Source organism: Streptomyces sp. NBC_00086 (assembly GCF_026343255.1).
GTDB lineage: Bacteria > Actinomycetota > Actinomycetes > Streptomycetales > Streptomycetaceae > Streptomyces.
The window spans coordinates 1,949,853-1,971,892 of the sequence record NZ_JAPELZ010000001.1 but is presented as its reverse complement, the minus strand read 5'-3'; the positions used below and the strand labels follow the sequence as shown (position 1 = coordinate 1,971,892).

General features: G+C 73.5%; 18 protein-coding genes. 8 read left to right on the top strand and 10 right to left on the bottom strand.

Translation table 11 applies throughout. The features are described 5' to 3' along the window. The first annotated feature begins 83 nt into the window (after positions 1-83). Positions 84-776, top strand: a complete 693-nt coding sequence (locus OG276_RS08725) for a CPCC family cysteine-rich protein (protein WP_323182321.1) — start codon at positions 84-86, stop codon at positions 774-776. Positions 777-837: 61 nt separating this feature from the next. Here OG276_RS08725 and OG276_RS08720 read toward each other — a convergent pair whose 3' ends face one another. The 5 genes from OG276_RS08720 to OG276_RS08700 all read right to left on the bottom strand — a co-directional run bounded on the left by OG276_RS08720 (position 838) and on the right by OG276_RS08700 (position 8,855). Next, the gene (locus OG276_RS08720) at positions 838-1,281 is read right to left on the bottom strand and encodes a hypothetical protein (RefSeq protein WP_266903898.1); all 444 of its coding nucleotides are present in this window, start codon (positions 1,279-1,281) and stop codon (positions 838-840) included. A gap of 203 nt (positions 1,282-1,484) precedes the next feature. Beyond that, on the bottom strand, positions 1,485-3,575 hold the full coding sequence (locus OG276_RS08715) for a DUF11 domain-containing protein (RefSeq protein ID WP_266903897.1): 2,091 nt from the start codon (positions 3,573-3,575) through the stop codon (positions 1,485-1,487). 90 nt (positions 3,576-3,665) lie between these two features. Further along, complete coding sequence (locus OG276_RS08710) at positions 3,666-5,789, bottom strand: hypothetical protein (RefSeq protein WP_266903896.1); 2,124 nt, start codon at positions 5,787-5,789, stop codon at positions 3,666-3,668. Positions 5,790-5,869: 80 nt separating this feature from the next. After that, the gene (locus tag OG276_RS08705; RefSeq protein ID WP_266903895.1) at positions 5,870-7,288 is read right to left on the bottom strand and encodes a DUF11 domain-containing protein; all 1,419 of its coding nucleotides are present in this window, start codon (positions 7,286-7,288) and stop codon (positions 5,870-5,872) included. Positions 7,289-7,493: 205 nt separating this feature from the next. Then, the gene (locus tag OG276_RS08700) at positions 7,494-8,855 is read right to left on the bottom strand and encodes an MFS transporter (RefSeq protein WP_266903894.1); all 1,362 of its coding nucleotides are present in this window, start codon (positions 8,853-8,855) and stop codon (positions 7,494-7,496) included. A 146-nt stretch (positions 8,856-9,001) separates the two neighbouring features. Between OG276_RS08700 and OG276_RS08695 the strand changes: the two genes are divergently transcribed. From OG276_RS08695 to OG276_RS40790, 3 genes are all read left to right on the top strand, one after another. Continuing rightward, a complete protein-coding gene (locus OG276_RS08695; protein ID WP_266903893.1) occupies positions 9,002-9,361 on the top strand; it encodes a metalloregulator ArsR/SmtB family transcription factor in 360 nt (119 codons plus the stop codon). A gap of 99 nt (positions 9,362-9,460) precedes the next feature. Continuing rightward, the gene (locus OG276_RS08690; RefSeq protein WP_266903892.1) at positions 9,461-9,967 is read left to right on the top strand and encodes an MgtC/SapB family protein; all 507 of its coding nucleotides are present in this window, start codon (positions 9,461-9,463) and stop codon (positions 9,965-9,967) included. A gap of 100 nt (positions 9,968-10,067) precedes the next feature. Continuing rightward, positions 10,068-12,569: an MDR family MFS transporter gene (locus tag OG276_RS40790; RefSeq protein WP_323182320.1), complete on the top strand. Its 2,502-nt coding sequence runs from the start codon at positions 10,068-10,070 to the stop codon at positions 12,567-12,569. Positions 12,570-12,608: 39 nt separating this feature from the next. Here the strand turns inward: OG276_RS40790 and OG276_RS08675 are convergent, their stop codons facing one another. Continuing rightward, entirely contained in the window at positions 12,609-13,403 is a 795-nt protein-coding gene (locus OG276_RS08675) for a VOC family protein (protein ID WP_266903891.1), read from the bottom strand. 194 nt (positions 13,404-13,597) lie between these two features. Between OG276_RS08675 and OG276_RS08670 the strand changes: the two genes are divergently transcribed. Continuing rightward, positions 13,598-14,458 (top strand): sulfurtransferase, encoded by an 861-nt coding sequence (locus OG276_RS08670; protein WP_266903890.1) that lies wholly within the window; start codon positions 13,598-13,600, stop codon positions 14,456-14,458. Between the two features lie 54 nt (positions 14,459-14,512). Here OG276_RS08670 and sepH read toward each other — a convergent pair whose 3' ends face one another. Continuing rightward, the gene (gene sepH / locus OG276_RS08665; RefSeq protein WP_266903889.1) at positions 14,513-15,529 is read right to left on the bottom strand and encodes a septation protein SepH; all 1,017 of its coding nucleotides are present in this window, start codon (positions 15,527-15,529) and stop codon (positions 14,513-14,515) included. A gap of 537 nt (positions 15,530-16,066) precedes the next feature. Here sepH and OG276_RS08660 point away from each other — a divergent pair. Further along, on the top strand, positions 16,067-16,930 hold the full coding sequence (locus tag OG276_RS08660; protein ID WP_266903888.1) for a hypothetical protein: 864 nt from the start codon (positions 16,067-16,069) through the stop codon (positions 16,928-16,930). Between the two features lie 9 nt (positions 16,931-16,939). On the opposite strand, the gene OG276_RS08655 is transcribed toward OG276_RS08660, so the two are convergent. Then, positions 16,940-18,274 carry a D-arabinono-1,4-lactone oxidase gene (locus OG276_RS08655; protein ID WP_266903887.1) on the bottom strand — a complete coding sequence of 445 codons (1,335 nt, stop codon included), beginning with the start codon at positions 18,272-18,274 and terminating at the stop codon, positions 16,940-16,942. Further along, positions 18,219-19,481 (bottom strand): MFS transporter, encoded by a 1,263-nt coding sequence (locus OG276_RS08650; RefSeq protein WP_266903886.1) that lies wholly within the window; start codon positions 19,479-19,481, stop codon positions 18,219-18,221. The genes OG276_RS08655 and OG276_RS08650 overlap by 56 nt, the downstream gene beginning before the upstream one ends. Before the next feature lie 169 nt (positions 19,482-19,650). Between OG276_RS08650 and OG276_RS08645 the strand changes: the two genes are divergently transcribed. Both OG276_RS08645 and OG276_RS08640 read left to right on the top strand, forming a co-directional pair. Then, positions 19,651-20,826 (top strand): ferrochelatase, encoded by a 1,176-nt coding sequence (locus tag OG276_RS08645; RefSeq protein WP_266903885.1) that lies wholly within the window; start codon positions 19,651-19,653, stop codon positions 20,824-20,826. A 68-nt stretch (positions 20,827-20,894) separates the two neighbouring features. Beyond that, complete coding sequence (locus OG276_RS08640) at positions 20,895-21,695, top strand: inositol monophosphatase family protein (RefSeq protein ID WP_266912621.1); 801 nt, start codon at positions 20,895-20,897, stop codon at positions 21,693-21,695. A 111-nt stretch (positions 21,696-21,806) separates the two neighbouring features. On the opposite strand, the gene OG276_RS08635 is transcribed toward OG276_RS08640, so the two are convergent. After that, positions 21,807-21,980: a hypothetical protein gene (locus OG276_RS08635; protein WP_204357838.1), complete on the bottom strand. Its 174-nt coding sequence runs from the start codon at positions 21,978-21,980 to the stop codon at positions 21,807-21,809. Between the last annotated feature and the right edge of the window lie 60 nt (positions 21,981-22,040).

Sequence of the window (22,040 nt, the reverse complement as noted above, 5' to 3'; positions counted from 1 at the left end):
GCGAGGAGGCCGACGCACGGATCCAGTAGGATCATTGCCATTTTCGCCAGCTCCTTCAGGCGGGACGGGCAACCAGAACCGGAGTGACAGTGACGACAGCCGCATCACCCTGCATCGTCTGCGGGAGCCTGACGGTGCAGGTGAGGGGCCATCACGAGATCTGCCCCGTCTGCGGATGGCAGGACGACGGTGGGGACTACCGGGATCCCGACGAGTACGTGGGTGGCCCCAACCACGTCACGCTCCGAGGGGCCCGGCAGAACTACGCGGAGTTCGGAGCGAGCGAGCGGCGGCGCACCGGCCGCGTACGGCCGCCCCTGCCCGAGGAGGTCGCTCCCGCGGAGGCGGCGGGTCCCGCGCCGGAACCGAGCTGGCTGGAGTTCGTGGACAACCCCGAGGTCATCCGGGCGGTCTACGGGGAGCGGGCGGTGCCCGGACTCGACGGCGTCACGGTGCGCGAAGTCCGCTGGCACGAGGAGGGGTCGTCGGTCCTCATCCGCTTCGACCTGCCGGCTTATCCGGATGCCCCGCCCCGGGAATGGCGCGAGGGCCGCTTCGACACGGCCCAGGTGGAACTCCGCCTCCTGGACGCGGTGGTCGCACTCGAAGCCGGCCGGGCCGGCGGTCACGTCGGCAGCATCACCGTGGGCAAGGGGGACGAAGTGCCCCTCCACGTGAGGCTGGACGCGAAGTGGATCCGCGCCAGAGTGAAGGCCCGGCGGGCCGTCGTCCAAGGGCTGACCGGGTACCTGCGGGGCGAGGCTCGCGAGGAGTAGCCCTGCTCCGCACCGGCCCACGGGTACCGGGCCCTCCGCGGGCCCGGCACCCGTGCGTCGTTCAGGCGGCGGTGGAGCGGTTCCTGGCCGAATCCGTGCACAGCGCCCAGATGATGAAGACGCCGATGGCGATCGAGATGAGGGCCCAGAGCGGCGTGTAGGGCAGCCACAGGAAGTTGAGGATGATGTCCAGCGCCACGATCACCACGCCCGTGACCCTGGCCCAGGCAGCGCCCTTGAGGATGCCGGCACCGACGACCACGAGCACGATGCCCAGGAGCAGGTGGATCCAGCCCCACGCCGTGGTGTCGAACTTGAAGGTGTAGTCGCCCACCTTCGCGTAGACGTCGTCGTTCGCGATGCCGACGATTCCCTTCAGGATGCCGAGGACGCCTTCCACGAGCATCAGCACACCGGCGAACACGGTGCCGCTCGCCGCCCACGGGTTCTCGTCGGCGGTGTACCTGCTGTGGGGGGCCCTGCTGGGGGGCGTTGCCTGTGCCACGAGAGGCTCCTTCGTCGGGCGGGACGCCGGGGGTCCTGCGTTGCGCCCAGCGTCGGTGCCGGGGGCGCGCGGGGACATTGGAGCGCCGCCATTCGGGTGAATCCGCGCGGTGGGCCCGGTCCTGTAAGAGCCGCCGCGGAGGGCGTACGCCGGAAGGCCGGCGGGGCGGGGTGCCCTGCCGGCCTTCCGTAGGGGGTGCGGGGTCAGGGGGTCGTCTTGCCGACCTCCAGGTCGGCCGTCGGGTCCTTGACCGTGCCGCCGGGCGGGCCGGCGGCCGCGCTCGTGTTGTTCGCGGGCTTGGGATCGCCCGTCAGGGAGTCGACGGTGGCGGTGTTGCGGATGTCGGAGCCGTTCCCCGTGTACTCCGGGTCCAGCTTCACCTTGATCACCCAGGTCATCGATGCTCCGGGCGCCAGCCGCGGCAGCGGGCCGCAGGTGACGGTCCGTCCGGAGGTGCACGTGGCATCGCCCGAGACGAAGCTCAGCGCGGTCGGCAGTGTGTCGGAGACCGTGATCTGCTGGGCCTGGGAGGAGCCGTTGTTGGTGACGGTCAGGGCGTAGTCGAAGGTCTCGCCCGGGGCCACGGGGCTGGTCTGGACGGGCTTCTTGGTGATGGCGAGGTCCGCGGCCGGCGCGGTGACGTGCCCGCCGGGCACGGTCGCGCTGCTCTTGTCGTTCTCGCTCGCCGGGTCGATGTTGTCGGCCGTCACCTGTGCGGTGTTCTTCAGGTCGCTGCCGTCTCCGGCGTAGGCGGGATCCACCTTGACGGTGAGCAGGTACTCGACCGTGTCACCGACCCTGAGCGGGCCGGTGCGCCTGCACGAGACCAGGTGTCCGGCGACGGTGCATCCGGCCGGGGAGGAGGTCACGTACGAGAGGCCCTCGGGGAGGGCGTCGGTGAGTTTGACGTTGAAGGCGTCGGCCGACGGGCCGTTGTTGGTGACCCGGATCCGGTAGTCGAAGGTCTCGCCCGGCACCGGAGGCTTCGTACCGACGGCTTCCTTGACCACTTCCAGGTCCGCGGTCGGCTTGTTGACGGTGCTGCCGGGCAGGCCGGCCGGGCTGCTCGTGTTGTTCTCCGGCTTGGGGTCCTTGGTCCGTGAGCCGGCGGTCGCCGTGTTGCGGATGTCGGATCCGTTGCCGGTGTAGCCGCTGTCCAGCCGGACGGTGAACCGCCAGGTCCGGGACGCCGAGGGCTCCAGTACGGCCACCGGGCCGCAGTTGACCGTGCCGTCCGTGACCGAGCAGCCGTCGGGGGAGGAGACGAAGGCGAGCTGCGCGGGCAGCTTGTCGGTGACGGTGGTGCCGAGGGCCCGGGACGGGCCGTCGTTGGTCGCGCTCACCACATAGTCGAAGGTCTGTCCGGGGGCGACGGGAGTGCTGTCGGCCGTCCGCTTGGTCGTCCACACGTCGGCCTGCGGGGCGGTGACCCCGCCCGGCGGCAGCACGGCCTGCGAGGTGTTGTCGGCGGGCTCCGGATCCTTGGACGCGGAGGCCGAGGTCGCCGTGTTGCGCAGGTCGCTGCCGTCACCGGAGTAGGCGGCGTCCAGCTTCACCTTGAAGGTCCACACCACCTCGCCGCCGGGGACGAGCCGGGCCAGCGGACCGCAGGTGACGGTCCGTCCGGACACCGTGCACGGGTCGGCGGAGGAGACGAAGGCCAAACCGACGGGCAGGGTGTCGGTCACCGCGACGTTGCGCGCGTCCGAGGGGCCCTTGTTGGTCGTACGGACCTCGTACTCGTACTCCTGGCCCGGGACCGTCGGCCCCGCGCCCAGCGGGGTCTTGACGGTGGCCAGGTCCGACACGGGATCGAACGGCCCCGGAGGCAGCACCGGATCCGGCTTGTTGTTGGCGGGGTCCGGATCGGTGGCCTCGGAGCTGCCCGTGGCGCTGTTGCCGAGGTCGGAACCGTCGCCCTGGTACGAGGGGCTCAGCCGGGCCTGGAAGCTCCAGCTCTTGGTCTCCCCGGCGGCGAGCTGCGGTTCGGGCCCGCACGTGACGGTCTGAGCGATGGCGGTGCAGCCGTCGGAGGAGCCCACGAAGGAGATCCCGGCCGGGAGCTTGTCCGTCGCGGTGACCTTCCGGGCCACCGACGGGCCCTTGTTCCTCGCGGTCAGCGTGTAGGTGATCAGGTCACCGGGAGCTTTGGCCCGCTGTGCCGTCACCTCGATCCTGGGCCCTCCGCCGGGCAGGGCGGCGGCCCCGGGGACCGGTCCGGCCCACAGGGCCGCGGCGCAGAGCAGCGGAGCCAGGGCCCACACCGCCGGCCGCCGGCCTGGTGTCGTCGTCATCGCGCATCGTTCCGTTTCGTGCGGGAGAGGACCGTACAGAGAGAGCTGTACGGGAGTTCCGGGGAGGGCGGGCAGCGGGCGGGCGCCCCGTCAGCCCGCCGTCGCGCGCTTGGCGAGCTCGATGTCGGCGCTCGGCGGGCGGACGCGCCCGCCGGGCACACCGGCGGAGCCGCTGTTGTCGAGGAGGTTCGGATCGGCGGTGTCCGCGCGGGCGGTCGCGGTGTTCAGCAGGCCCGTCCCGTCACCGGTGTACGCCGGGTCGAGGCGCACGGTGAAGGTCCACGAACGGACCCCGCCCGGGTCCAGCGTCGCCGCCGCGGCGCAGGTGACGTCCCGGCCGATGGCGGTGCAGCCGCCGGCCGACGCGACGAACGCGAGCGCCGTCGGCAGCGGATCGGCGACCGTGACCTTCCGGGCCACGGACGGGCCGCCGTTGCGCACGGTCACCGTGTACGTGTAGGTCTCCCCGGGCGCCACGGGGGAGCGGGTCTCGACGGCCTTCACCAGCGAGAGGTCGGCCCGGGCGGCCGCCACTCCGCCCGGCGGGGCGGCGGCCGCGCTGGTGTCGTTCGCGGGCTGCGGATCGGGGAGGGCGTGCCGGACGGACGCGACGTTGCCGAGGTCCGAGCCGTCCCCCTGATAGGCCGGGTCCAGCCGGACGCGTACGGTCCACGAGGCGCTCGTACCGGCACTCAGCTGCTCGCGGACCGGGCAGGACAGCTGCTGCCCCGAGGCCGTGCACGCGTCGGCGGAGGAGACGAACCTCAGCGGCCCGGGAAGGGTGTCGGAGACCTGGACCGCGCTCGTGTGGGAGGGCCCCAGGTTCCGTGCGGTGATCCGGTACGCGAACTCCTGCCCCGGGACCACCGGTCCGGGGCCGACCCCCTCCTTCTCCGCGGCCACGTCGGCGCGGGCCGTCACCACCGTGGCGGGGGCGGTGGAGCTGTTGTCCGCCGGATTGGTGTCCGTACGGTCCGCCGGGGCGGTCACGGTGGCGGTGTTGGACAGGGTGACCGGCTGGGCCGGGGCCGTGCCGGTGACCGTGTAGGTGACGGAGCCGCCCCGCTGGAAGTCGGCCGTGGTGTTCAGGGCGTTCCCGCTGCCGGAGGCCTGCCCGCAGGTCCCGCCGGTGCCGGGGCGGCAGGTCCAGGTCACGCCGGTCAGTCCGGGCACGGTGTCGCGTACGGCGGCGCCGGCGACCTCGTTGGCCTGGCTGTTGGAGACGGCCAGGGTGTAGGTCACCGGTCCGCCGCCCGCGGGCACGGTCGCGGGGGAGCCCGTCTTCGCGATGGTCAGGTCGGCCGGCACGTTGATCCTGAGGCCGTCGATCTCGTGCACGTTCGTCGCGCCACCGGTGCTCCCGGAGAATCCCACCTTGAGGGTGGCCGGAAGCTTCGGCTGGCCGGTGATGCCCGTGACGTCGAAGTCGGTGATCAGCTGGGTCATGGTCGTGCCGGGGCCGCTGTCGGACCACACCGACAGCAGCATCTTCGTACCGCTGGGCAGCAGGGACACGCGTACCGTGCGCTCCTTGGCGCGGCTGCCGGTCTCCACGGTCTTGCCCGGCCCGTCGGCGGACGTGGCGAAGCGGTACCCCGTCCTTCCGCTGCCTCCGCCGCGCACCACGATCTTGTTGGGCTGGCCGCCCGGGCCGCCGTTGCCGACGGTGTTCGAGGAGAAGTTGCCGAACTCGTCCAGCCCGATGCCGAGGTACGCGCCCGGTACGCCCGAGGTGGCACAGGAGTCCGCGCTGCCCGAGCAGGCGTAGCCGAGGGCTCCGCCGGAAGAGCCGACCCCGTCGGCCGCCGCGCCGTCGGCCAGGTAGAACGACAGCCCGTCACCGCGCTTGCCCTCGAAGGCCGTTCCCCCGTAGGTGGCGTAGCTGAACTCGGCGAGGATGCCGAGGCTGGAGGGGAAGGAGTCCTTCAGCTTCCAGGTGCCGGCCTGGGTGGAGCTCGCGGACGTCAGCCGCAGCCAGCCGCCGCCCTCCGGATAGCTCGCGTTGCCGCTGGTGCTGCCCAGGTTGGTGGAGCTGTCGAAGGTCTCGTTGACGGGGAAGGCGAGCGCCCGCGGCCGGGGGCCGCCGGCCGGGTCGGCCCCGGCGGCCGGGGCCGCCGTCACGGGTGGGGCGAGGGCTGCGGGCAGGACCAGCGCCGTCGTGCACAGCAAGGCCGCGGCGGCCCTGCGCCACCGGGCACTCCGGGGCATCGTCATACCGGAACGTTCCTTGTCTTCTCGCGTTGCGGTGGGGCGTGCGGCGGTCGTCCGCCGCGGGGGCCGCGGCGGACCGCCGGTCACGGGCGCCGCACCCGGAAGGCCGTCCGCAGCGCCGCTCCCGCGGCCACCAGCGCGGTGGAGGTCCACAGCAGCCAGGCCGGGACCGTGGCCCCGGAGTGGGCCAGGTCGCCGCGGCCGCCGTGCTGCTCCCGGCCGTCGTGGTGGTCGTCGCGGCCGTGGTGGCCGTCCCCGCCGTCCCCGCGACCGTCTCCGCCGTCCCCGCGACCGTCTCCGCCGTCCCCGCGACCGTCGTGCCCGCCGTGCCCGTGGTGCTGCTCCCCGTGCCCGTCGGACACCAGACACAGCCGGCCGCCGCCCGGCCCGGTGGTCCCCGGCCGGTTGGCGTTGTCCGAGAGGTCGGGGTCGAAGCTCGCCGAGGTGACGCGGGCGAGGTTCTCGATGGGCGTGCACTTGTCGGGCGGCGGCTGGGCGGCCCGGTCCCCGGTGACGGCCCGTACCGTGATCCGGTACTCCGTCGTCTCCCCGGCCGCCAGACGGTCCAGCGGCGGACAGACCACCCGCCGCTCCCCGCTCTTCGCGACCGCGCAGTCGTCGGGTGAGGAGAGCAGGACCAGCGAGGACGGCAGGAGGTCGGTGACCTGGAGCTGCCGCGCCGTCGCCGGGCCCTCGTTGCGCACCGTGATCAGGTACGTGAACTTCTCGCCCGGCCTGACGTGCTCCCGTCCCCTCGGGAGCACCGCCGTCTTGCGGAGCGACAGGTCGGCCGTTCGCGCACTGGGCGGGATCTCCAGGCCGGTCAGGGTGGAGGTGTTGTTCCGGGAGTCCGGGTCCGACGTGGCCGAGTCGACGACCGCTTCGTTGACGATGTCCGTACCGTCTCCGCGGTAGCCGGGAGCGAGCCGCACGGTGATCACCCAGGCGTGCGAGGCGCCCACCGCCAGCGTGGCCAACGGCCCGCACACCGCGGTCCGGCCGCTCGCGGTGCAGCCGTCGCGGGACGAGACGAATTCCAGGGCGAGCGGCAACCGGTCGGTGACGCGCACCTGCCGGGCGGTGGACGGTCCCCGGTTGGTCACCGTCACGACGTAGTCGAAGGTTTCCCGCGCCGCCGAAGCGGCGCTCTCCCGGTCGGCGGTCTCGGTCGGCCGCAGGGTACCCGACACCGCCAGATCCGCGCCCTCCCGGAGCTGCTGCGAGGCGGCCCCGCTGTCCGCCCCGGGCTCCTCCACTCGTCCCGTGTCGCCGCGGGGTTCCGTTCCCGAGGACGGCTGTCCCGTACCGGCGGCGGGCGCGGCCGGTAGGGCGGACGCGGAGGGCCCGGGGGACTCGGAGGCGGTGGTACCGGGGTCCGGCGGGGCCGATGCGGCGGAAGGCGCCGTGGAAAGGAAGCCGCACGCGGCCACCGCGGAGAGCGCGGCCACCGTGCGCCGGCGCCGGTACGGGAGACCGGCGCGGCTTCTCACGACACGTCGCATCGGCTGCCCTTCGGGGAAGAGGACTCGCCCCTAGGAGGACCAGTGTGGTGATCTATTCACACAAATAGGCAGAAAGGGGTCACTCGATGTGATCGCTTGTGACTAACGGGTGATCGAATTCAGTCCGTCGGCCGTACGTCCGCTGTGCGTCGTCGGATCGTCCGCTCGGGTCGCCTCGGGTCGCCTCGGGTGGCCTCGGGGCGGCTCAGCCGTGGGCGGCGTGCAGCTCGTCCGTGAAGTGGTGGTGGCTGTGCCGCCACCCCGCCCCGGCCCGGCGTGCTCCGTGGAGGTGCGGATGCCCGGGAGTCAGCCCGCGGTGCTCGTGCTCGTGTACGTGGCCCAGGACCTCCTCCGTGGCCGCCCCGGCCGGCCACAGCCGGGCGGCGAGGGCCGCGGCCGCGAGCGCGATCGCGCCGAGGGCCGCCGTCGCCCATCCGAGCCCGGCCTTCGCGCCGACCCAGCCCGCGAGCGGATAGGTCAGCAGCCAGGCGGCGTGCGACAGGGAGAACTGGGCGGCGAACACCGCGGTGCGGTCCCCCTCCGGCGTGGCCCGCCGGAGCACCCGGCCGGCGGGCGTGAGCACCATCGAGCAGGCCGCCCCGAACGCCGCCCACGTGACCAGCAGCGCGGGCCAGCGCCAACCGCCGCTGTCCGCCGAGGTGATGAAGCCGAGGGCGCCGAACGCCACGGGGAGCAGCAGGGCTCCGGTCAGCATCACCCGCCGGTCCGGGCGGTTCTCCAGGATCCGCGGCAGTGCCAGGGCCACGGCCATGGAGCCGGCCCCGTACGCCCCGAGCGCGAGGGCGACCGACTCGGCGGACAGCTCCAGGAAGTCCCGTACGTACACGACGGAGTTGACCGTGACCACGGCCCCGGCGGCCGCGACCGCGAGGTTCATCGCCAGCAGGGACCGCAGCTGCGGGGCGCGCAGGAGCAGTCGCGTCCCCGCGGTGGCCTTGGCGTACGCGCCCGGCCCGGACGCGACGACGGCCCGCGCCCGCCGGGGCAGGACGGCGGACACCACGAGCGCGGACGAGGCGAGGAAGCCGGCCGCCGTGCCGAGGAACAGCTGGTCGTAGCCGACCACCGACAGCAGCGCGGCCGCGAGCGCGGGGCTGAAGAGGCTCTCCAGGTCATAGGCGAGCCGGGACAGGGACAGGGCCCGCGTGTAGGCGCGCTCCTCCGGCAGGACGTCGGGGATCAGGGCCTGGAAGGTCGGGGTGAAGGCGGCCGAGGCGGTCTGCAGCAGGAAGATCAGGACGTAGACCTGCCACACCTGGCTCACGAACGGCAGGAAGAGCGCGACCCCCGCCCGGATCAGGTCGGAGCCGACCAGCAGGGCCCGGCGCGGCAGCCGGTCGGCCACCGCGGCGATCGCCGGGGCGACGGCGACGTACGCCACCATCTTGATCGCGAGCGCCGTCCCGAGCACCGAACCGGCGTCGGCGCCCGCGAGGTCGTACGCGAGCAGGCCGAGGGCCACGGTGGCCAGGCCGGTGCCGGTCAGGGCGATGACCTGGGCGCCGAACAGGCGGCGGTAGGTGCGGTCGCGCAGCACGCTCTGCATGCGGTTCCCTCCGGGCCGGGGGATGGACAGGGACGATGAGGACGACGTCTCCAATATATCCACACATGCGCACCTGCGCACATGTCCGATGGATTACGGCTCCGTCCTCACCCTGCGCCTCCCCGGAGCGACCTACCCTGTGGGGTATGCCAGCTCGCGAACCTCAGCCACCTGCACCCGATGCGCACCTACGGGATCCCGACAGGGCGCGTCTCGCCGAGGCGACCGAGGTCTTCGCGATGCTCTCGGACATCACCCGGCTGCACCTCCTGTGGCTGCTCGCCCAGGGGGAGTCGGACGTCGGCTCGCTCGCCGACCGCTGCGAGGCGTCGAGGACCGCGGTGAGCCAGCACCTGGCGAAACTGCGGCTGGCGGGCCTCGTCGACACCCGCCGCGAGGGCCGGCGCATCCACTACAGCCTGCGCGACGGGCATCTGCGCCGGCTCGTCCTGGAAGCCCTCAGCCACGCCGACCACCGGGTCAGCGGAACGGCCCCGCACAACTGACCGCCGCGGCGGCGCGCCCGGCGCCCCGGGCGGCCCGCGCGCTCTACTGGCACGGACAGCCGTGCCAGTTTCACGCGGAGGACACCCGAAGGGCGGCCGATGGACTACCGGCAGGCGGACACCTCCACCCTCGTCACGATCGGCCACCTCGCGGTGGCCTTCGTCCTCACCTACCTCCTCGGCTTCGAGCGCACCCTGAGGGGGGCCGCCGCGGGCAACCGGACCTTCTCCATGATCGGCGTCGGCGCCGCCCTCGTGGCCGTCCTCGCCCTGGACGGCGCACCCAACGCCCTCGCGGGAGTCATCACCGGCGTCGGGTTCATCGGGGGCGGCCTGGTCTTCCGCCAGAGCCGCACCGAGGGCGACCTCGTCCACGGGGTGACCACCGCCGGAGCGATCTTCGCCGCGGCCGCGATCGGTGCGGCCGCCGGCCAGGGCCGCCTCGCGCCGGCCGCCGCGGCGACGGCCTTCGTGATCCTGGCGCTGGAGACCCGCCACATCCCCGGCCTCAGCGTCTTCGACGGCCGCCGGTGGGCCCACCGCTTCCGCAGCGACGCCGACGTCCTGCGACTGCACGGAGAACGCAGCCCCAGCGCCGAGGACTGACGGGCGACCGCGCCCCCTCGCGGCCGGCCCGGCCACGGACGATTTCGCTGATTCCGCCAATGCCCCGCCGTACGTTGGATAGTTGCACTATCCTCGGCGCGTGGATCAGCTGATCGTCGAAGACCCCACCCGCATCGGCCCGTACCGTCTGATCGCCCGGCTGGGCGCCGGCGGCATGGGCCTGGTCTACCTGGGCCGCTCCGAGGGCGGGCGCACCGTCGCCGTCAAGGTGGTGCAGGCCGAGTACGCCGGGAACCCGGAGTTCCGCAGGCGCTTCGCCCGGGAGGTGGCCGCCGCGCGGCGGGTGGGCGGGAGCTGGACCGCGGCCGTCCTCGACGCCGATCCCGAGGCCGCAGTGCCCTGGGTGGCGACCCAGTACATCCCGGGGCCCGATCTGCACGCCGTGGTCGCCAAGGACTTCGGGCCGCTGCCCGAGCACTCCGTGCGCACCCTCGCCAACCGGCTCGCCCTCGCCCTGCAGGCCGTGCACGAGGCGGGTCTGATCCACCGTGACCTCAAGCCCTCCAACGTCCTGGTCACCGTCGACGGCCCGCGCGTCATCGACTTCGGCATCGCCCGGGCGATGGACAGCCTCGCCGGGGACAGCCTGCTCACCCACACCGGCATGCTGATCGGCTCGGCCGGGTTCATGTCGCCGGAGCAGGTCCGCGGCCTCGAACTCACCCCCGCCAGCGACGTCTTCTGCCTCGGGGCCGTCCTCGTCTACGCCGCCACCGGCCGCCTCCTCTTCGGCGCCGCGGACACCGGCCTGAACGCCCACCTCTTCCGCGTCGCCGAGGAGGAGGCGGACCTGACCGGCGTACCGGAGGCCCTGGCCGACCTCGTACGCGACTGCCTGCACAAGGACCCGGCCCAGCGGCCCACCCCCCGGGAGGTGGCCGAGCGCACGGCCGCCGACCAGGCGGGGGAATGGCTGCCGGGCCAGGTCCTCGCCCAACTCGGCCGCCACGCCGCCCAGTTGCTGGACTACGCCCCCGCATTGCCCGCCGAGCCGCCCGTCGCGCAGGCCGACCCCCGAGTCCCGTCCGCACGCCCCGAGCCCTGGCTCCCCGTGCCCCCGCCGCCCGAATACGCTCCCACGGCCCCCGCGGACTTCGGCCCCGCACGGGGCTTCGGGCCGGCTCCGGTCCCCACCGGCGACGGCTGGGCCGTGACGCCGTCCACGGCCGCCGGGGAGTCCGTGTCCCCGCACGCCAAGCGCTGGCGGGGGCTGGCGGTGGCCGTCCTCGCGCAGCTGATGGTGGTGTTCCAGGCGACGGTCTTCAGCGTGGCCTTGCCGGAGCTCCACGCGGACCTTCGCATCGGCGGCCCGGGGCCGTTCTTCATCGCCTACGCGGTCGCCTTCGGCGCGGTGCTCCTGCTCGGCGGGCACCTCGTGGACCTCGTGGGGCGGCGGCGGACGCTGCTCATCGGCCTGGTCGGATTCGTGGCCGCCTGCGCGCTCGGTGGCGGGGGCCTCGGATCCGATGGGGTGCTCGTCGCGGCCCGTGTCTTGCAGGGAGTCTTCGGCGCACTGGTGACACCGGCCGGACTGGCCCTGGTGGCCGCGGGCTTCAGCGACCCCAGGGAACGCGGCAAGGCCTTCGGGATCTACGCCGCGCTCGTGGGCGGCGGCTCCGCGTTCGTGCTGTTCGCGAGCGGATGGCTCGTCCAGGTCCTGGCCTGGGACGTGGCGGTGTACGCCGCCGTCCCCATCGGGGTGATCGCCCTGATCTGCGCACTCGGCCTGCCGCACGACCGCCCGGGCCCCGGCGGCGCCCGCCCCGACGTGCCCGGCGTACTGCTCGGCTCCGCCGCGGTCGCCGCCCTCGTCTACGGCCTCGGCGCGAGCGAGTCGCACGGCTGGGGCACCCCCATGGTGCTGCTCCCCGTCGGGGGCGGCGCCGTCCTGCTCGTGGCCTTCCTGCGGTGGCAGACCAGGTCCCGGTACCCGCTCCTGCCGCCGTACGTCCTGGGGGACCGCAACCGCGCCGGCAGCCTCGCCGCCCTGCTCCTGGCCGGGGCCGGCCTCCTCATCCTGTTCCTGTCCGTGAGCTTCTACCTGCAGTACGTACTCGGCCACGCCCCGAGCACGGTCGGGCTGCAGTTGCTGCCCATGTTCGCGGCCGTGGTCATCGGATCCACCCAGATCTCCGGCCGACTGCTCCACCGCGCCGCGCCCGGCGTCCTGATCGCGGCCGGGCTGGTGCTCGCGGCCGCCGGACTGCTGCTCCTGACCGGCCTGGAGGCACATGGCGTGTACGAGGCCCAGGTGCTGCCCGGCACGATCCTCGCCGGCCTCGGCACCGGCCTGGCCTTCGCCCCGCTCCTCGCCACCGCGACCGCCGGCATGGCCCCGCAGCACATCGGGGCCGCCTCGGCGGCCGCCATGACGGCCCTCCAGCTGGGCGAGGCGATCGGCGCCGCGGTGCTCGCCGCCGTCTTCGCCGGCCGCCCGCGGATCGCGTCGCAGAACGCGATGGACGAGTACCTGGTGGGCGGTTATGCCGCCACCCTCTGGTGGGCCTTCGGCGGAGTGCTGCTCGCGGGCCTGACCGCCGGCCTGACGGTCAACGCCAGGCCCTCACGGCCGACCCCTTGAGCCGCCCCGCAGGCGCTCAGCCCCGGCCCCGGACCGCGGTCAGCCCCGGCCGCGTACGAGCGTGAACACCGCGCCCTCCGGGTCCGTGACCACGGCCAGCCGGCCGCTCAGGCCCTCGCGCGGCGGCTGGACGATCCGGCCGCCGAGCCGCTGGACCCGGGCGGCGGCCGCGTCGGTGTCCTCCACCTCGAAGTACGTCATCCAGTGCGGCCCCCGGTCGTGGGGCAGGGAGCGGCCGACCCCGTGCACGGCGGCCACCGGCCGGCCCTGCAGGGACAAGGTGAGGTAGTCGAATTCGTCGGCGGCATCGTTCGCGCCGGCGTGCGCACGGGCCTCGTGGCCGAAGACGTGCTCGTAGAACTTCCCGACCGTCGAGGTGTCCTGCGTGACCAGCTCGTGCCACACCGGGGTGCCGGGCCCCCCGGCCAGCCGGGTGCCGAGGTGGGACGCCGCCTGCCAGAGCCCGAAGATCGCGCCCAGCGGGTCCGAGCAGATCGCCACCCGGCCCGCGATTCCGGCGTCCAGCGGGCCCACCGCGACCGTGCCGCCGCAGGAGCGGATGGATTCGGCCGTGGCATCGGCGTCGTCCGTCGCCAGGTAGGTGGTCCAGGCCACCGGGAGCTGCCGGTCCGGCGGCATCTCGCCGATGCCGGCCACCTCCCGCCCGCCGAGCATGGCCCGGACGTACGGGCCGAGTTGCTCGGGGCCGGGCTCGTACTCCCAGCCGAACAGGTCGGCGTAGAACTCCTCGGTGGTACCGAGGCCGTGCACCATCAGGCTCGCCCAGCACGGCGTGCCGGGCGTGCGCCGCGTTGCTTCCGATGCCTCGGTCATGTCAGCCGTCTCCTCCGTCGTCACGCTCGTGACCCTTCCCGGAGCTGATGCTTCCACTCCAGGGGGCCCGGCGCGCCCCGACCGGCCGGGTTTTCCGGGAGCCGGGAGAGATGTCCGGATCAGTGCGGCCCGTCCCGGCACGTTGACGCACAGCTTGTTACGCGGGGTGGGTGGCGGGGAGCAAAATGGCCCGCATGACTGCGAACCCGCCCCGCTCCCCGCTCGTCTCCGCCGCCGACCTGAAAGAGGAGCTGGCCGGCCCGCTGCCGCCGGTGCTCCTGGACGTCCGCTGGCAGCTCGGCGGCCCGAACCTGAGGCCCGAGTACGAGGCCGGACACCTCCCGAACGCCGTCTACGTCGACCTCGACGCGGAACTCGCAGGCCCGGCGGGCTCCGGCGGCCGGCACCCGCTGCCGGATCCCGAGGAGTTCGGGGCGGTGATGCGGCGGGCCGGGGTCTCGCTGGACGCGCCGGTGGTCGTGTACGACGGCGGCCAGGGCTGGGCGGCGGCGCGCGCGTGGTGGCTGTTGCGCTGGACGGGTCACCCGCGCGTGCGGGTCCTGGACGGGGGACTGGCCGCGTGGAAGGCCGGTGACGGTCCGCTGTCGGCCGAGGTCACTCCTGTGAGCGAGGGTGATTTCAAGCCAAATCCCGGTGCCATCGGACTCCTGGACGCCGACGGGGCGGCGGCGCTGGCCCGGACGGGTGTGCTGCTGGACGCACGGGCGGGCGAGCGGTACCGGGGCGAGGTCGAACCGATCGACCCGGTCGGGGGCCACATCCCCGGGGCGGTCTCGGCGCCGACCACGGAGAACGCGGGACCCGACGGCCTGCTCCTGGGCCGCGAAGCCCTGCGGGCCCGCTTCGAGGGCCTGGGCGTGCACGCCGACACCGGCACCCCGGTCGGGGTCTACTGCGGCTCGGGCGTCTCGGGGGCCCACGAGGTCCTGGCGCTCGCGGCGGCGGGCATCCCGGCGGCGCTGTACGCGGGCAGCTGGTCGGAGTGGTCCGCGGACCCGTCGCGCGAGGTGGCGGTCGGCGAACTGCCGGGCTAGGCGGTGCTCGGCCCCGGGCACCGGCGGCCTGCGCCGCCGGTGCCCGGGCCCGTACTACTCCTGCTTCTTGCGGCGGGTGCCGAAGACGATCTCGTCCCAGCTCGGCACCGCCGCGCGGCGGCCCGGACGGACCCCGTCGGCCTCCGCCTGCCGGTCGGTCGTGCCCGTCAGCCGGTCCCGGTGTCCCGCCACGGTGCGCGGCATCAGGACGTCCGCGTATGCGGAACCCGCACCGGCCGAGGCCGAAGCGGCGGGCGGCTCCTCCACCTCAGGTTCCGTCACCGGCTCCGGAACCACCATGTCGCCGCGGAAGCTCGGGACCGCCTCCAGCAGGGCCGTCAGCGTGTCGCGCTCCTCCTCGGCCTCCGGCTCCGGCGGGGGAGCGGGCGCTGTGGGTCGTTCCATCTGGCGGTCGAGCGCCCGGTCCAGCGGCCGGTCGCGAGGCAGCCGCGCGATCCTCGGCACGAACGGGAAGCTCGGCTCCGGGGTCGCCGGCAGGTCGTCCGACTCGCCGATCAGCGAGCGGGCCTCGTCGTCCACGGCCACGACCAGCCGGCGCGGCGGGTCGTACGTCCAGCTCGCCGAGTGCGGTTCGCCCGCGACCCGGTAGACCAGCAGGACCTCCCAGGTGCCGTCGTCGCGGCGCCAGGAGTCCCACTGGACGGATTCCTTCTCGGCACCGCGCAGCGTGAGGCGTTCCTGCACGGCCTCGCCGAGCTGGGGTCCGGTGTTCTCGCCGGGCCGGCGCACGGGGGTCTTGCGGGCCCGCTCCGCCATGAACGCGCGCTCCGCGAGCACGGGGCCCTCGAAGCGGCGTACCCGGTCGACGGGGATGCCGGCCATCTGGGCGACCTCCTCCGCGGAGGCACCGGCTCGTATGCGGGCCTGGATGTCGCGGGGGCGGAGGTGGCTCTCCACCTCGATCTCGATCTGGTTCAGGCGCGCACGGTCGTTGCGCACGGCAGCCCGGAGACGCTCGTCGATCGGAAGCGTGTACTCCGTGCTGTCCGCAGCCTTGAGCACCAGTCGTGTGCCGTCATTTGAGACGGCCACGACACGCAGTTCGGGCATGGGGACCTCCCGGGTGGTGCCTGCCGACGTCACGTGCGTCGCTGCTTCCGCTAGTCGAGTGTGGCCTGCCCGGGTGCAGCCTGCCACTACCTTGCCGAGTTAAACCGGCGTGTCGGGCATGCGCCCTTGATCGCTGTTATGGCACGGTTACCTGTTGGGTACGCACAGTGACCGAACGATTACTGTGCGCAGCAGGATCCCGTGCAAAACCGCGGCATCGCCGGTCTCGAGTGCCGTTTTCCATCAGCCGGCCCCCTCTCCCGAGTCCGGACATCCGAAAGGAAGGACGGCCCCAGGGCTCGCCACAGTACTCCATTCGGGCCACCTGGGTGGACCGCCGCGCCGCCGAACTTGTCTCGGACGGCGGGAGTTGGGCTGCCCTGAATCGGGTCCACATCCGGCCGGACCTGGACGTGCGCCCGTTTTCGGGTGTCTTGCTTCACAGAATCTCCGGAAACGGAACTATCCGTTTCGCTGACGTGTCAGTAACGGGAGAAGGCGTTGGAGCGCGAGGGGCAGGACACGCAGGGGATGGCGATGGGTCAGAAGACGGTGCTGGGCGTCGAACCGGAGCAGGAGAAGGAGAAGAAGAAACTCGATCTGAGCGTGGCTCAGGTCGCGGGTTCCTCCCTCGCCACGGTCGCGGCGGCCGTGCTCGCCTCGGGGATGGGCCTCTACGGGACCATCATCGGCGCCGGCATCGTGAGCGTGGTGGCCACCGCGGGCGGACCCGTCATCCAGCACTTCTTCCGCCGCACCGGCGACCAGTTGCGCGAGACGGCCCGGCCGAAGGCCCGTCAGGTCCCGGTGGACGGGCCCGGGTCCGCTCCCGCGGGGCGGGCGCCGGACGGGACGATGATGCTGGGCACCGTCCCGGCCGGCGGGCCGCCGACCGACGAGGAGTTCTCCGAGGGCACGGTCCACGGGACCAGGATGCGGGGCTGGAAGCGTACGGCGGTGGCCTCCGGCGCGGCCTTCGCCATCGCGCTCGGCGGTCTGGGGACCTACGAGGCGGTGGCCGGCACCGCGGTCAGCGCCGGCGGCGGCACGATCTTCACCGGCGGTGTCGGTAAGGCCCGCGACTACAAGCCGGACACGTCCAAGGAGCAGCAGGGCACGGGCACCGGCACCGGCACGGGGGAGAAGGGCGGGAAGACCCCGGACACCGGGAGCTCCCCGACCCCTTCGCACTCGAACGGCGGCCAGAGCCCGAAGCCGAAGCCGGACCCGGACACCTCGCCGTCCGCGGACCCGTCGTCCAGCCCCAGCCCGACCCCGCCGAAGCCCGATCCCTCGCCGAGCACCACGCCCTCGAAGTCCCCGACGCCGAGCAGCGGCCGGGCGACGCCGGGCGGCGCCGGTACGAGCGGCACCGGCGCCGCCTCCGCGCCGACTCCCTGAGCCCGGGGCTCAGTCCCCGAGAACCCGCCGCAGGTAGTCGTTGCCGAAGACCCGGTTCGGGTCCAGCCGGTCCCGGAGCGCGGTGAACTCCCCGAAGCGCGGGTACACCCCGGCGAAGTACTCCGCGTCCCGCGTGTGGACCTTGCCCCAGTGCGGACGCCCGCCGTACTCGGTGAAGATCCGCTCGGCGGCCGTGAAGTACGCCTGGTACGGGGTGCCCTTGTACATGTGCACCGCGATGTACGCGCTCTCGCGGTCCGAGGCGGTCGATAGGGTGATGTCGTCCGCCGGAGCCGTCCGCACCTCCACCGGGAAGCTGATCCGCAGGCCGGAGCGGTCCACCATGGCCTTCAGCTCCCGCAGCGCCTCGACGACGCGCTCGCGCGGAAGGGCGTACTCCATCTCCACGAACCGCACCCGGCGCGGGCTGGTGAACACCTTGTACGGGATGTCCGTGTAGGTGCGCGCCGACAGGGCGCGGCTCGCGATCCGGGCGATGGAGGGGATGGCCGCCGGGACGGCGCGGCCGAAGGAGTTGACGGCCTGGAAGAGGCCGTTGGACAGCAGCTCGTCCTCGACCCAGGCGGAGACCGCTCCGGGCGGGGCGGCCGGGCCCTGGCTGCGGTTGTTGCGCTTGGTGTTGCAGTTGCCGGTGTGCGGGAACCAGTAGAACTCGAAGTGCTCGTTCTCCGCGTGGTGCTGGTCGAACTCCGCCGTGACCCGGTCGAAGGTCATCGGCTCCTCACGGGCGGTCAGGAAGAAGAGCGGCTCCACGGCGAAGGTGAGCGAGGTGACCACGCCGAGCGCGCCCATGCCGAGGCGCGCCGCCGCGAAGACCTCGGGGTTCTCCTTCTCGGAGCACGTCAGCAGAGCTCCGTCCGCCGTGACCAGCTCCAGGCCGCGTATCTGGGCGGCGATGGAGGCCGAGTCGCGGCCGGTTCCGTGGGTGCCGGTGCTGGTGGCGCCCGAGACCGTCTGCTCCATGATGTCGCCCATGTTGGTGAGCGACAGGCCCTCCTTGGCGAGGGCCAGGTTGAGGTCCTTGAGGACCGTGCCCGCCGCCACGGTGACGGTGCCGGCGCTCCGGTCGATCGCCTGGATCCCGGCCAGCGCCTGCGGGCGGATCAGTACGCCGTCGGTCGCGGCGGCCGCGGTGAAGGAGTGGCCGGTGCCGACCGCCTTCACCTTCAGCCCGTCCCCGGCGGCCCGGCGGACCGCCTCCTGAAGCTCCCCGACCGATGCCGGGGTGACCACGCGCGCGGGCGTGGCGCTGACGTTGCCCGCCCAGTTATGCCACGCGGCGGTCCGTGTCCCGCTGCTGCCTGCTGTCCCCGTCGTCGCCATCGTTGGAAGGCTCCTCCCCTTGCGCCGACCTCGTCAGCCGGCGGTAACCCGCGAACGCAACCGCCGCCGCGGCGGTCCCCGCCGAGATGGAGACGACGTACCCGGTCTTCGCGCCGGCGGCGTCGATGACCCAGCCGGCCACGGAGGAGCCGAGCGCGACCCCGACCGCGAGGCCGGTGCTGATCCAGGTCATGCCCTCGGTCAGCTTCGCGCGTGGTACGTGCGCCTCGATCAGGGCCATCGTGGTGATCATCGTGGGAGCGATGGCGAGGCCCGAGACGAAGAGCGCCACGGCCAGAAACGGAAGGTTCCCGGCCAGTAGGAGGGGGATCATACTCACGGCCATCGCACAGATGCCCAGCACCCACCTGCGTTCCGGCTTGCCCTTGAGGTGCAGCAGGCCGAAGACGATGCCCGCGAGGCAGGAGCCGACCGCCCAGATGGCGAGGATGAAGCTGGCCCACGCCTTGTGTCCCTGCTCCTCGGCAAAGGCCAGGGTGACCACGTCGATGGAGCCGAAGATGGCGCCGGTGGCCACGAAGGTGGCCATCAGCACCTGGAGTCCGGGGGAGCGCAGCGCCGAGGTCCGGTCGGCGTCCCCGCCGCGCGGGTGCGGGGCGGGCTCGGTGGCGCGCTGCGCGGTCAGCCACCACACCCCCACCAGCAGGCAGACCCCGGCGACCAGCGGGCCCGCTTCCGGGAACCAGGTGGTGGAGAGCCCGATGGCCAGGATCGGCCCGAAGATGAAGCAGACCTCGTCCAGGACGGACTCCAGGGAGTACGCCGTGTGCAGTTCGCGCGGCGAATCCCGGTAGATGGCCGTCCACCGGGCGCGGATCATCGAGCCCACGCTGGGTACGCAGCCGGCGAGCGCCGCGAAGACGAACAGGGTCCAGTCGGGCGTGTTGTTGGCCGCGCACAGCAGCAGCCCGGAGATGGCCAGGAGCGCGAGCAGGGTCGCCGGCCGCAGGACGCGGCGCTGGCCGTACTGGTCGACCAGGCGGGAGACCTGCGGGCCGATCGCGGCGGCGGAGAGCGCGAGGGTGGCGGTGAGGGCGCCGGCCAGCGAGTAGCGGCCGGTGAGCTCGGAGATCATCGTCAGGATGCCGATGCCGACCATGGAGAGCGGCAGCCGGCCGATGAGGCCGGCCGCGCTGAAGCCCCGGCTCCCGGGAGCGGCGAAGATCGCGCGGTAGGGACTGGGCAAGGTGCCCTCCGTAAGGGACGTCATTGGCCCATACAGGTTACGGCCGCGTACGGGCCGCCCGCCTGATGAAGCCGGGGGGGGCCGGAAGGGGGTCCCGGCCCGCGGTGGAGCGGTCCCGCAGGGCGGGCCTGTTTTCCGCCGGGCGGCGGCGGGTGGCAGGATTCGAAGCATGTCTGACCAGCTCCGCGCCTCCGCTCCCGGCTCGGCCGAAAGCCCCGCCGCCCCCTACGACGCCCTCCTGCTGCTGTCCTTCGGCGGCCCCGAGGGGCCCGACGACGTCGTGCCGTTCCTGGAGAACGTCACGCGTGGCCGGGGCATCCCGCGCGAGCGGCTCAAGGAGGTCGGGCAGCACTACTTCGGCTTCGGCGGGGTCAGCCCGATCAACGGGCAGAACCGCGAGCTGCTGGACGCCCTGCGCAAGGACTTCGCCGGGCACGGGCTGGACCTGCCGGTCTACTGGGGCAACCGCAACTGGGCCCCGTACCTGAACGACGTGATGCGCGAGATGGCCGCCGACGGGCGCCGCCGCATCGCGGTGCTCGCCACCAGCGCGTACGCCTCGTACTCGGGCTGCCGGCAGTACCGCGAGAACCTCGCGGACGCGCTGGCCCTGCTCGTGGAGGAGGGCGTGGCCGAGGCGGACCTGCCGAAGGTCGACAAGCTGCGGCACTACTTCAACCACCCCGGCTTCGTGCAGCCCATGATCGACGGGGTGCTGGCCTCGCTGGCCGCGCTGCCCGGGGAGGTCCGCGCCGGGGCGCACCTGGCCTTCACCACGCATTCCATCCCGACCGCGGCCGCGGACGCCTCCGGCCCGGTGGAGGACCACTCCGCGGACGGCGAGGGCGGCGCGTACGTCAAGCAGCACCTGGACGTCGCGAAGCTGATCGCCGACGCGGTCCGCGCCGAGACCGGCACCGAGCTGCCCTGGGAGCTCGTCTACCAGTCGCGCAGCGGCGCCCCGCACATCCCGTGGCTGGAGCCGGACATCTGCGACCACCTGGAGGCCCTGCACACGGCGGGCGCCCCGGCGGTGGTCATGGTGCCCATCGGCTTCGTCTCGGACCACATGGAGGTGCTGTACGACCTCGACACGGAGGCGACGGCGAAGGCCGCCGAGCTGGGGCTGCCCATCGCCCGCTCGGCCACGGTCGGCGCCGACCCCCGGTTCGCGGAGGCGGTACGGGACCTCGTGCTGGAGCGGGCCGCGGCGGAACGCGGCGAGGCCGTGGAGCGTTGCGCGCTCGGGCTGCTCGGCGCGAGCCACGACCTGTGCGCGGTGGGCTGCTGCCCGGCGCGCGGGCCCCGGCCGGCGGCCGCGGGCGTGGACAGCCCCTACGCGTAGCCGCCGGTGTGCGCAGCGAAGGGCGCGCAGTGACGTCCGCAGAACTCGATGAACGGGAGCCCGGCGTGATCTCCGAAGAGCTGAAGACCGAACTGCTGGACGTGGCCCTGGAGGCGGCCGGCCGGGCGGGCGCGCTGCTGAGGGACGGGCGGCCCGCCGATCTGGCGGTCGCCTCGACCAAGACGAGCCCGATCGACGTGGTGACCGAGATGGACATCGCGGCCGAGAAGCTGATCACCGGGATCCTCGGGGAACGGCGGCCCGAGGACGGGCTGCTGGGCGAGGAGGGTTCCGAATCGGCCGGCACCAGTGGCGTGCGGTGGGTCATCGACCCGCTCGACGGCACGGTGAACTACCTCTACGGGCTGCCGACCTGGGGCGTGTCCATCGCGGCCGAGTACCGCGGCGAGACGGTGGCCGGGGTCGTGGCGGCGCCGATGCGCGGGGAGACGTACCACGCGGTGCTGGGAGGCGGGGCCTGGCTGGGCGACGTCCGCCTCGCCTGCCGGCCGGCCGCTCCGCTGGACCAGGCGCTGATCGGCACCGGATTCGCGTACGTCCAGAGCCGGCGGGCGCACCAGGCCGATGTCGCGCAGCGGATCATCCCGCTGGTCCGGGACATCCGGCGCGGCGGTTCGGCGGCGATCGACCTGTGCGACGTGGCCGCCGGACGGCTAGACGGGTACTGGGAGCGCGGGCTGAACCCGTGGGACCTGGCGGCCGGAGAGCTGATCGCGCGGGAGGCCGGCGCGGTCACGGGCGGCCGGCCCGGGGAGCCCGCCTCGGGCGAGCTCGCGCTGGCCGCGACCCCCGCGGTGTTCGCCTCGCTGCGGCCGCTGCTGGAGGAAGCAGGGGCCTGGCACGACTGAGCGGTGGAACCCGCCCCGGGGCGGGTTCCGGGACGCCGCGGGGCATGAAGGAACCCCGGCGGCCGGGTGGCGGCCTCCGGGGTCCGGGGTGTGTGGGTACGGCGGCTGGGATCAGCAGGCGGAGACGGTGACCGGAACGCCGTGATCGGCGGCGATGCGCTGGAGGTCTTCCAGCTCCGCCTGTTCCACTTCCACGAGGAAGTCGTCGCCCGTTTCACGAGCCTGCCTGAGGTCCGACTGCGTGCTCCTGATGCGCTGCAGGAGACCCGCGGTGAATGCGTCCATCGTGGGTTCGCCCCCTCTTCGTGGGTCGGCGGCGGCACGTGGCAGTGCGCCGTCAGGGAG